The organism is Streptomyces phyllanthi, from assembly GCF_009377205.1.
GTDB lineage: Bacteria > Actinomycetota > Actinomycetes > Streptomycetales > Streptomycetaceae > Streptomyces > Streptomyces phyllanthi.
Genome location: NZ_VJZE01000335.1, coordinates 1 through 10,326, shown reverse-complemented (window position 1 = coordinate 10,326; position 10,326 = coordinate 1). Strand labels below are relative to the sequence as shown.

The window sequence follows — 10,326 nt, the reverse complement described above, 5'->3', positions numbered from 1 at the left end:
CGTCCGGCCAGTACCGCCCGTCCCGCCCAGCGTCGCCTCCGCCGCCGCGTACAGGTCCGCCGGCCGTACCCCGCTCAGCGCGGTGACCAGGTGGCCGTCCGGGCGGATCAGCAGCACCGTGTGCGCCGCCGCGCCCGGGTAGCTCTCGGTGACCAGAAGCTCGGCGGGGTGCGGCAGCGCGGTCACGGCCGCCGCGAGCCGGGGCATGATCCCGGCGCTCACCCAGTGCCTGCGCTCCCACACGCCCGTACCCGGCGCGACCAGCACCACCAGCAGCGCCCCGCGTCCGAGCCGGTCCCGCAGCCGTACGAAGGCGCCGTCCTCGGCGGTCACCCGCACATCGACGACCGTGGTGCCGGGCGGTGTCGCGACGGTGGTCTCCGACTCGCTGCGCGGAGGCGCGAGCGGCGAATCGGCGTACGCTCCCGGCGCACCCAGTGGGCCGCGCCCCAAGTGGCTGTCCGCGAGCAGCGCGTCATGACCTCGGGACGAGCCGAGCACGTACGACCGCAGACCTCCGCCGCCGCGCAGCACAGGCAGCGCCTGGTCGGCGGCGCGCAGCCGGGCGGCGACGACGGCGCGCCGCTCGGCCTGGTAACTGTCGAGCAGGCCCTCGTGCGGGCCGTGGTGCCAGGCCAGCGCCAGTTTCCAGGCGAGGTTGTCGGCGTCCCGCAGGCCCTCGTCCAGACCGTGGGTGCCGAGTGCGCCCAGCAGGTGCGCGGCGTCCCCGGCGAGGAAGACGCGCCCGGCCCGCCAGCGGCGCGCGAGGCGGTGGTGGACGGTGTGGACTCCGGTGTCGAGGAGGTCGTACGGCGGTGTGGAGCCCTCGGTCCAGCCCGCGAGGGTCTCCCGGATGCGCGCCACCAGCACGTCCGGCGTGACCAGGTCCTTGCCCGGAGGCAGCAGCCAGTCCAGGCGCCAGACGCCGTCCGGGAGGGGGCGGGCGGTGACCTCCCCGGCCGCGGGTCCGGACGTGCGCCATGACGGCGCCCGGTGGAGCAACGCTTCATCCGGCCACGGGAGTTTCGTGCGCAGTGCCGCCACCGCGTGCCGCTCCACGGCCGTACGCCCGGGAAAGCGGATGTCCTGGAGCTTGCGCACCGTCGAGCGCGGGCCGTCGCAGCCGACGAGATAGCTGCCTCGCCACCAGGTGCCCTTGGGGCCTCGGGTGTGCGCCGTGATGCCGGACGCCTCCTGCTCGATCGAGTCCAGGCGGCTGTCCACGGCGACCTTGACCAGCCGCTCGCCCGCGATCGCCTCGCGCAGTGCGCCGGTCAGCACATGCTGGGCGAGATGCACGGGGGCGGGCCCGGCGGAGACCTCGGGAGCGTCCGGTGCGGCGCTGCCCGAGCGCGGCCCGCCGTCCCCCCAGCCCACACGGTCACCACCCGCACGGCCGCCATCCGTACGGCCGCGATCCGCACGGTCCGCACGACCAGTGGTGCGGCCGACCGTGTCCTCCGCGAGGTCGAAACGGACCTCCCGTACCACCTGTCGGCGTCGCATCGACCGCCATCCGGCCCACCGCAGACCCGCCTCGGCCAGCGGGAACCCGGTGAGCCGCGTCACCAGCGCGGTGGTGTCCTCGCGTAGGACGACCGTTCGCGCGAGCCGCTGTTCGTCCTTGCCGGGGCCCTCGTCGAGGAGGACGCACGGCACCTCCTGGCGCGCGAGCGCGAGGGCGAGCGTAAGCCCCACGGGCCCCGCTCCGACGATGATCACCGGGTCCACGGCGCGGTGCCCCCTGCCCGGAGCGGTGTCCTGAGGAACGTTCGGGAACAGCCAGTTTGAGCGGGGTGCGCGATCACAGAACGTATGCAACCCATTGCCGGTGTTTGCGTCAAGTGACGAAGGCAGTGGCGCGTACGCCACTGCCTTCGAATATTCACATGTCGTCAGTTGTCAGGCCGGGAGGCAGGGCACCAGCGGGGAGAGCCGTAGCCGTACGGCAGCCGGGCGACACCGGGAGGCATGCTGCTGATGTCACGGACCCTTGGTCACGTCCGTGTGCTCGCCCGGCGCCGCGAGTTCGGCCACCGCGTCGGCACCGATGACCGCGCCCGTGGACTTCTTGCCGCGTCGCAGCCGGCCCTCGAGCCAGCTCGCGAAGCTGGTCAGGGCGAAGTTGATCACGATGTAGATGAGCGCCACGACCGTGAAGCTGGCGATCACGTTCGCGCCGTAGTACGAGCTCATCGGGCTGACGGCCGCCATCAGGTCGGGGAAGGTGAGGACCGCGCCACCGAGGGCGGTGTCCTTCACGATCACGACCATCTGGCTGACGATCGCCGGGAGCATCGCGGTGACCGCCTGCGGCAGCAGGATGAACCGCATCACCTGGTTCTTGCGCAGCCCGACCGCCATCGCCGCCTCGGACTGTCCCCTGGGCAGCGAGAGGATGCCGGCCCGGACGATCTCCGCGAGGACCGAGGCGTTGTAGAGCACGAGGCCGGTGACGACCGCATACAGCGGCCGGTCGTCCGGGTCGACGCTCATGTACGCGGAGAACAGGGCGTTCCCGAAGATCATGAGGACCAGCACTGGGATGGCCCGGAAGAACTCGACCACGACCGAGGCCGGGACGCGGATCCAGGCGTGTTCCGAGAGCCGGGCGATGCCGAACAGCGCGCCCAGCGGCAGTGCGATGACCATGGACAGCGCCGCGGCCAGGAGGGTTTGCTGCAGACCCGGCCAGATGTACGTCGACCAGGCCTCGGAGCCGAAGAACGGCTTCCACAGGACCCATTCGAGCTGGCCCTTTTCGTCGAGGCTGTCATACACCCACCACACGAGCGCGGCGACGGCGACAGCGAAGAGCCCCGTGTAGAGGACGTTCCGCTGCTTGGCGCGCGGGCCCTGGGAGTCGTAGAGAACGGAGCTCATCGCTTCACCGCCACCTTCTTGCCCACCCAGCCGAGCAGCAGGCCGGTCGGCAGCGTCAGACACACGAAACCGAAGGCGAAGATCGCGGCGATCAGCAGGAGCTGTGCCTCCCTGTCGATCATGTCCTTCATCAGAAGCGCCGCCTCGGCCACACCGATCGCCGCGGCGACCGTGGTGTTCTTCGTCAGGGCGATCAGTACGTTGGTCAGCGGGCCGACGACCGCGCGGAACGCCTGGGGCAGCACTATCAGCGTCAGGACCTGGGTGAAGTTCAGGCCGATGGCCCTGGCCGCCTCCGCCTGCCCGACCGGCACGGTGTTGATACCGGACCGCAGTGCCTCGCAGACGAACGCCGAGGTGTAGGCGACCAGACCGAGAACGGCGAGTCGGAAGTTGCTCGTCTCGATGATGTCGGAGCCGAGCTTGATGCCCAGGGTCTGGTTGAGGCCCAGCGAGGTGAACAGGATGACCACTGTGAGCGGAATGTTCCGCACGATATTGACGTAGGCGGTTCCGAAACCGCGCATCAGAGGGACCGGGCCGACGCGCATGGCGGCCAGCAGGGTGCCCCAGACCAGTGAGCCGATGGCTGAGAGGACGGCGAGCTGCACCGTCGTCCAGAAGGCTCCCAGCAGGTCGTAGTCTCTTGAAAAGTCGAACACGATCTCCCGCGCTTCCGCGTGTCGCTACGCCCGGGTGCGCCGCCCGCCGGGGCGGCGCACCACCGGGCCCTGCATCACTTCTTGATGTCGCCGATCTTCGGCGCGGGCTCGTTCTTGTAGTTCGCCGGGCCGAAGTTGGCCGTCACGGCCTTCTCCCAGGAACCGTCGGAGACCATCTTCTCCAGGGCGGTGTTGATCTTCGCCTTGAGGTCGCTGCCCTCCTTGACGCCGATGCCGTAGTTCTCGTTGGTCATCTTGAAGCCGCCGAGCTTGAACTTGCCCTTGAAGTTGTCCTGGGCGGCGTAACCGGCGAGGATCGAGTCGTCCGTGGTCAGCGCGTCGATGGCCTTGTTCTGCAGGCCGGACAGACACGCCGAGTACGTCGGGTACTCCTGCAGCTGGGCCTTGGGCGCCAGCTTCTCCTTGACGTTCGCAGCCGAGGTCGAGCCGGTCACCGAGCACAGCTTCTTGTTGTTGAGGTCCTCCGGCGACTTGATGGAGTCGTCGTCGGCGCGGACCAGTACGTCCTGGTGCGCGAGGAGGTACGGGCCGGCGAAGTCGACCAGCTTGTCGCGCTCGTCGTTGATCGAGTAGGTGGCGGCGATGAAGTCGACGTCACCGCGCTGGAGCATGGTCTCGCGGTCGGCGCTCTTCGCCTCCTTCCACTCGATCTGGTCCTCGCTGTAGCCGAGTTCCTTGGCGACGTAGGTCGCGACGTCGACGTCGAAGCCCGCGTAACCGTCCGGGGTCTTCTGGCCGAGACCCGGCTGGTCGAACTTGATGCCGATGGTGATCGACTTGCTGCCGCCGGAACCCGAGCCGGAACCGGACTCCTTGCTGCCGCTGTCGTCGGAGCCGCACGCGGTGGCGGTCAGGGCGAGGGCGAAGATGGTGGCCGAAGCGGCGGTGACCTTGCGGAGCTTCATGGAGCACATCCTTTGCGTGGTGAAGAGGTGCGTGGTGAAGAGATGCGGGCCGGCGGCGCGGAATGACGTCCGTCGGTGCGGGTGACACGGGCCTGTTGTGGGCCTGGGCGCGGGGCCCGGAGGTGCGAGTACCTCAGAGGTGGGAAGCCCCAGAGGTGCGAGACCTGAAGTGCGGGGCCCCGGAGGTGCGAAATCCCAGTTGTACGGGACCTCAGTTGTACGGGACCTGAGTGGTTCAAGGCCCGTTGCTTCAAGCCCAGTTGGTTCAAGCCCAGTTGGTTCAGGGCCCGATGGTTCAGGACCTCAGTGGTGCAGGATCTTCGACAGGAAGTCCTTGGCCCGGTCGCTGCGGGGGTTGCTGAAGAACTGGTCCGGCGCTGCCTCTTCGACGATGCGGCCGTCGGCCATGAAGACCACTCGGTTGGCGGCCGAGCGGGCGAAGCCCATTTCGTGGGTGACCACGACCATGGTCATGCCGTCACGAGCGAGCTGCTGCATGACTTCCAGGACCTCGTTGATCATTTCGGGGTCGAGCGCCGAGGTCGGCTCGTCGAAGAGCATGACCTTCGGGTCCATCGCCAGTGCCCGCGCGATCGCCACACGCTGCTGCTGGCCGCCCGAGAGCTGTGCGGGGTACTTGTCCGCCTGAGTGCCCACGCCCACTCGGTCGAGCAGGTTGCGCGCCTTCTCTTCGGCCGCCTTCTTGTCGGCCTTGCGGACCTTCAGCTGTCCCAGCGTCACGTTCTCGAGCACGGTCTTGTGCGCGAAGAGGTTGAACGACTGGAACACCATGCCGACATCGGCCCGCAGCCGGGCGAGCTCCTTGCCCTCCTGGGGCAGCGGTCGGCCGTCGATCTTGATCTCCCCGGAGTCGATGCTCTCCAGGCGGTTGATGGTGCGGCACAGGGTGGACTTGCCGGACCCGGAGGGCCCGATCACCACGACGACCTCGCCCCGGGCGATGGTCAGATCGATGTCCTGGAGAACGTGCAAAGCGCCGAAGTGCTTGTTGACGTTCCGCAGCACAACCAGGTCGTCAGCCGTGGGTACGGCGTCCTTGGTCACCGATACTTCGGTCATCGGCCTCTTGCTCCGTCCTCGTCGGTTGGGAGGACACTAGTAATGCCTCACGACCAGCGTCATTACATCTGAGCGAGAATTGAGCATAACGATCGGGTAGCGGTGTGATCACTGGGCGTAGCAGTCGCTCCCGGGGCCGCACCGGCCTCGTACCGGCTGCGTAACGGAAGCGGCCCGTGGCCGAAACCCCCTTGACGGCATGCGTATCCATCGGTCTGACTGCCATCGGCGAGAAGCGAACGACCGGCGAATCGGAGGGGGACGGAATGAGACTGCTCCTTGTCGAGGACGACAACCACGTCGCTGCCGCCCTGTCCGCGGTCCTCGCGCGACACGGTTTCACCGTCACGCACGCCCGCAGCGGCGAGGAGGCCCTCCAGGCGCTGGTCCCCGAGGGAGCCGGATTCGGTGTCGTCCTGCTGGACCTGGGCCTGCCCGACCAGGACGGCTACGAGGTCTGCGGCAAGATCCGCAAGCGCACCAGCACACCGGTGATCATGGTCACCGCCCGGTCCGACGTACGGTCCCGGATCCACGGCCTGAACCTCGGCGCCGACGACTACGTGGTCAAGCCGTACGACACCGGTGAACTGCTCGCCCGTATCCACGCCGTGAGCCGGCGCAGCGCCCAGGACGACGCCGCCGGGCCCACCGAGGCAGCGCTCCATCTGGGGGCCGTACGCATCGAGTTGCCCACCCGGCAGGTCAGCGTGGACGGAGCGGTGGTCCAGCTCACACGCAAGGAGTTCGACCTGCTCGCGCTGCTGGCCCAGCGGCCCGGGGTGGTCTTCCGCCGGGAGCAGATCATCAGCGAGGTGTGGCGCACCAGCTGGGAGGGGACAGGGCGCACCTTGGAGGTCCATGTGGCGTCCCTGCGGTCCAAACTGCGCATGCCCGCTCTGATCGAGACAGTACGCGGGGTCGGGTACCGGCTGGTCACCCCGGCGTCGTAGCGTGCCGACGTGCACACTCGTCTGCTCCCGCTGCTCATCGTCCTGATGGCCGCTGTGCTGCTCGCGCTCGGCATCCCGCTGGCGGGGAGCCTGGCGGCCGCCGAGCAGCAGAGGGTGATCATCGACCGCATCGACGACACCGCGCGCTTCGCGGCCCTCGCGCAGTACGTCACGGAGCGTCCCAGCGGCTCGCGGGTGAAGGTCGCGGACGAGCGCCGCGACACCCTGCAGCAGGAACTGGACCGCTACCACGACCTGTACGACATCCGGGCGGGCGTCTACGACCGCAACGAGATCACCACGGCCAGCGCGCCGGAGGGCTGGGTGGTGCCCGCCGAGGGCGAGGGCCGCGACGCCTTCCACGAGGCCCTGCTGGGGCGTCGCAGCCATGACCCGGAGCAGGTGTGGCCCTGGGACCGGCACCGTCTCGTCGTGGCGTCCCCGGTCGTCCGCGACGGTGATGTCGTGGCCGTCGTCGTCACCGACTCGCCCACGGGGCACATGCGGTCGGAGATCCTGCGCGGCTGGCTGGTCATCGCCGGTGGTCTGCTCGCCGCGATGCTCCTCGCCGTCGGGGCGGCGCTGCGCCTGACCGGCTGGGTCCTCAAACCCGTACGCGTCCTCGACGCCACCACCCACTCCATCGCCTCCGGGCGGCTGAAGTCGCGGGTGCGGGTCGCCGGTGGGCCGCCGGAACTCAGGCGCCTGGCCCGGTCGTTCAACGAGATGGCCGACAACGTCGAGGACGTCCTGGAGCAGCAGCGCGCCTTCGTCGCGGACGCCTCGCACCAGTTGCGCAACCCGCTCGCCGCTCTGCTGCTGCGCATCGACCTGCTCGCGCTCGAACTCCCTGAGGGGAACGAGGAGATCGCCTCCGTCCGCACCGAGGGCAAGCGCCTCGCCCAGGTCCTCGACGACCTGCTCGACCTGGCGCTCGCCGAGCACGCCGAGGCGCATCTCAGGCTCACCGACATCGGTGAGCTGGCCGCCGAGCGCGTGGCCGCGTGGGAGCCGGTCGCCGAGACCAAGGGCGTACGGCTGAAGGGGACCTGCCCGCCCACCACGGCCTGGGCCGATCCGGTCGCCCTGTCCAGCGCGCTGGACGCGGTGATCGACAACGCGCTGAAGTTCACGCCGGAAGGGGAGGGCGTGGAGGTGGAGGTCAGCTCCAACGGAGAGGTCTCCATGGTGGTCGTCGCCGACGGCGGGCCCGGTCTCAGCGACGAGGAACTCGGCCGCGTCGGCGACCGGTTCTGGCGCAGCCCGGGCCATCAGAACGTCAAGGGCTCGGGGCTCGGGCTGTCCATCTGCCGCGCTCTTCTCGCCGCGGGCGACGGCTCCGTCTCGTACGCCCACAGCGAGCCATACGGCCTGAAGGTGACCGTCACGGTGCCTCGGGCGAGGCCGATCTCGTGAGCGGGGCCTATTTCGTGAGCGGGGCCGGGTCCGTGAGGGTGCCGTTGCCGGTCCGGGGAGCCGGTGGGGGAGCCGGTGGGGGCAGGTCCTGATCCGCCGGACGGGCCCTACGGCTTGACCGAGCGGTAGTAGCGCCCGGCGCCCTTGTGGAGGGGCAGAGGGTCCGTGTAGATCGCCGTGCGCAGGTCCACGAGCTGGGCCGCGTGGACGTCGGAGCCGATGGTGTCGCGGTTCCTGATGACCGTGCGGGTGAGCCATTCGACGAGGCGGGGGTCCATGTCCGCGCGCGTGATGAGCAGGTTGGCCACCGTCAGGGTCTGTACGGAAGCGCCGCGTTGGACGGACCAGTAGGCGTCGCCGGGCATCAGGGCGGACCGGTAGTAGCGGAAGGCCTCGCCCTGGCCGTGCAGCTCGTCGACGACCTCGCTGCTGATCGGGATGAACCGGAAGCCGTACACCTTGGCGAGTTCCTGCAGGCCGCGCGTCGGCAGGCCGCCCGACCAGAAGAAGGCGTCGATCTTTCCCTTCCGCAGGCGGTCCGGAGCGGTCCGTATCGTGTCGTTCTGCGGCTTTATGTCCTTCTCGGGGTCCAGCTCGGCAGCCCTGAGCACGCGCTCCGCGATCAGCCGCACCCCGGAGCGCTTCGGGCCCACGCCCACGCGCTTGCCCTGGAGATCCTTCACCGTCTCGATGCCCGACGAGTGGGGGACGACGAGCTGGACATAGTCGTCGTACAGGCGCACCAGTCCGCGCAGCCGGTCGAAACCCGCCTTGTCGACCGTCCGGTACGTCTCCACCGCGTCGGCCGCGGCGATCGCGAAGTCGGCCTCTCCGTCGGCCACGCGAGCGACGTTCTGCTGGGAGCCGTCGCTCGTCTCCAGTTCCACCTTCAGGCCCGGCATGTTCTTGGCCATCGCGTCGCGCAGCCGCTTGCCGTACTGCTGGTAGACGCCGCTCGTCGGCCCTGTGCTGATCGTGATATTCCCGGTCGGCGGCTCCTCGCGCGGCCAGAGCCACCACGCCAGCAGCCCGAGGACCACGAGCGCGGCCGTCGAGGCCAGCAGCGCGCGGTGGGCGCCGAAGCGGGGGTTGGGCTGGAACATGCGCGCGATCCTGCCAGGTCAGCGGGCGGCGGCCAAGGCCCGGGCCCGTCCGGTGCGAGGTCGTGACGTGGGGCGGCCCGCCCTGCGGTCTCGCGCGGATCTGTGGTCTTGTGCGGTCGGGATGCGGCGGTGCCGGGCCCGTGGAGTACGGGCCCGGCACCGTCCGGGGCGGGGGTGCCGCGGGTCAGCCGCGGCCCGCGACCGCCTCACGCAGCTTCTCGAGCTCCTGGTACATCGTCCGGCCCGGGCACTCCGTCGACATCCAGTCCTGGTGGCCGCTGATCTCCGGTACGTCCTTCTGCGTGCCGTTGACCGGGTTGGTGTACGTCACGGTGGCCTTCGGGTCGACGCCGTGCTGCCGCACCAGTACGCGGATCAGACGGGTCAGCGTCTTGCGGGCGGCCTCCGTCGGGCCCTGGTCCGTGAGGGTGCCGAGCAGGGCGATGCCGAGGTTGCCCGAGTTGAAGCCGCCTACGTGGAAGGCGGTCACCAGCTTGCCGTCCTTGTCGTGCGCGGGCAGGCCGTCGTCACCCGAGTAGCGGCCCTCGTAGATGGTGCCCTGCTCGTCGATGAGGAAGTGGTAGCCGATGTCTCCCCAGTCGTTGGTGACGGCGTGCAGCTGGTAGATCGCGCGCACCGTGGCCGCGGGGTCGGGGTCGTCGTTGACCGTCGCGGTGTGGTGGACCGTGATGGTCTGGAAGGGGTAGTACGCGGTCGGCGTGTTCTCCGTGCCGTCCGGCTTGAACCGCAGCGACTCGTCCGCGCCCCAGGCGGGCCGGGACAGATAGGCGACCCCCCGCACGCGCGTCGTGTCCGACGGAACGGCCACCTTGCGCCCGGGCCCCTCCTGGGTGTCGAGCGCCAGCGAACGCAGGTCGGTGGCGCCCTCGGGCGCCTTCAGCTCGTAGCCGGAGGCCTTCTCCGCGGAGATCAGCAGCGCGCCGCCGTTGCTCTCCGAGCAGCCGCCGCTGCTGAAGTCCTGCCAGGCGCCCTGACCGCCGTCGGCGTCGCGCAGCCGGATGCCGCCCCCGGACGCCTCGGACGTGCCCTTCCAGAGCACGCCCACGTGGGTGATGGGGAAGGCGGCCTTCACCGGGTCCTCGCCCGTGGCCGCCTTGGCGCGGGTCTTGGGGAAGGTCTCCGACGTCGTGCCGGCCTTCGTGTCGTCGGTGTCGTTGGTGGCGCTGTCGGAGTCGTCCGTCGCGGCCATCACCGTGGGGGTGATGACGGCGGCGGCGGTCAGCGCGCCCGCGGCCCCGAAAAGAGTGCGCCGGGGCACCCGGGACTTCGCGCGGTGGGAGGG

The 10,326-nt window shown here is 69.8% G+C and carries 9 protein-coding genes; 2 read left to right on the top strand and 7 right to left on the bottom strand.

What is annotated here, in order from left to right:
• The 5 genes from FNH04_RS32980 to FNH04_RS32960 all read right to left on the bottom strand — a co-directional run.
• The coding region (locus FNH04_RS32980) for an FAD-dependent monooxygenase (protein WP_322724523.1) at positions 1-1,731 on the bottom strand (1,731 nt) is incomplete at its 3' end.
• 252 nt (positions 1,732-1,983) lie between these two features.
• The gene (locus FNH04_RS32975; RefSeq protein ID WP_152789524.1) at positions 1,984-2,883 is read right to left on the bottom strand and encodes an amino acid ABC transporter permease; all 900 of its coding nucleotides are present in this window, start codon (positions 2,881-2,883) and stop codon (positions 1,984-1,986) included.
• Positions 2,880-3,545, bottom strand: a complete 666-nt coding sequence (locus FNH04_RS32970) for an amino acid ABC transporter permease (protein ID WP_322724522.1) — start codon at positions 3,543-3,545, stop codon at positions 2,880-2,882. Before FNH04_RS32970 ends, FNH04_RS32975 begins: the two co-directional genes overlap by 4 nt.
• A gap of 74 nt (positions 3,546-3,619) precedes the next feature.
• Entirely contained in the window at positions 3,620-4,471 is an 852-nt protein-coding gene (locus FNH04_RS32965; protein ID WP_152789523.1) for a glutamate ABC transporter substrate-binding protein, read from the bottom strand.
• Positions 4,472-4,774: 303 nt separating this feature from the next.
• Positions 4,775-5,551 carry an amino acid ABC transporter ATP-binding protein gene (locus tag FNH04_RS32960; protein WP_152789522.1) on the bottom strand — a complete coding sequence of 259 codons (777 nt, stop codon included), beginning with the start codon at positions 5,549-5,551 and terminating at the stop codon, positions 4,775-4,777.
• A gap of 266 nt (positions 5,552-5,817) precedes the next feature.
• Between FNH04_RS32960 and FNH04_RS32955 the strand changes: the two genes are divergently transcribed.
• Both FNH04_RS32955 and FNH04_RS32950 read left to right on the top strand, forming a co-directional pair.
• Positions 5,818-6,504 carry a response regulator transcription factor gene (locus tag FNH04_RS32955; RefSeq protein ID WP_152789521.1) on the top strand — a complete coding sequence of 229 codons (687 nt, stop codon included), beginning with the start codon at positions 5,818-5,820 and terminating at the stop codon, positions 6,502-6,504.
• Between the two features lie 9 nt (positions 6,505-6,513).
• On the top strand, positions 6,514-7,920 hold the full coding sequence (locus FNH04_RS32950; protein WP_322724520.1) for a sensor histidine kinase: 1,407 nt from the start codon (positions 6,514-6,516) through the stop codon (positions 7,918-7,920).
• A gap of 107 nt (positions 7,921-8,027) precedes the next feature.
• Here FNH04_RS32950 and FNH04_RS32945 read toward each other — a convergent pair whose 3' ends face one another.
• Both FNH04_RS32945 and FNH04_RS32940 read right to left on the bottom strand, forming a co-directional pair.
• Positions 8,028-9,023 (bottom strand): TAXI family TRAP transporter solute-binding subunit, encoded by a 996-nt coding sequence (locus FNH04_RS32945; RefSeq protein WP_152789520.1) that lies wholly within the window; start codon positions 9,021-9,023, stop codon positions 8,028-8,030.
• A gap of 184 nt (positions 9,024-9,207) precedes the next feature.
• On the bottom strand, positions 9,208-10,326 hold a 1,119-nt coding region (locus tag FNH04_RS32940), incomplete at its 5' end, for a peptidoglycan recognition protein family protein (protein ID WP_228031752.1).

Bases quoted from the DNA above. Each gene is read 5' to 3' on its own strand.
- FNH04_RS32975 (WP_152789524.1), bottom strand. From the start codon at position 2,883: ATGAGCTCCGTTCTCTACGACTCCCAGGGCCCGCGCGCCAAGCAGCGG.
- FNH04_RS32965 (WP_152789523.1), bottom strand. From the start codon at position 4,471: ATGAAGCTCCGCAAGGTCACCGCCGCTTCGGCCACCATCTTCGCCCTC.
- FNH04_RS32960 (WP_152789522.1), bottom strand. From the start codon at position 5,551: ATGACCGAAGTATCGGTGACCAAGGACGCCGTACCCACGGCTGACGAC.
- FNH04_RS32955 (WP_152789521.1), top strand. From the start codon at position 5,818: ATGAGACTGCTCCTTGTCGAGGACGACAACCACGTCGCTGCCGCCCTG.
- FNH04_RS32945 (WP_152789520.1), bottom strand. From the start codon at position 9,023: ATGTTCCAGCCCAACCCCCGCTTCGGCGCCCACCGCGCGCTGCTGGCC.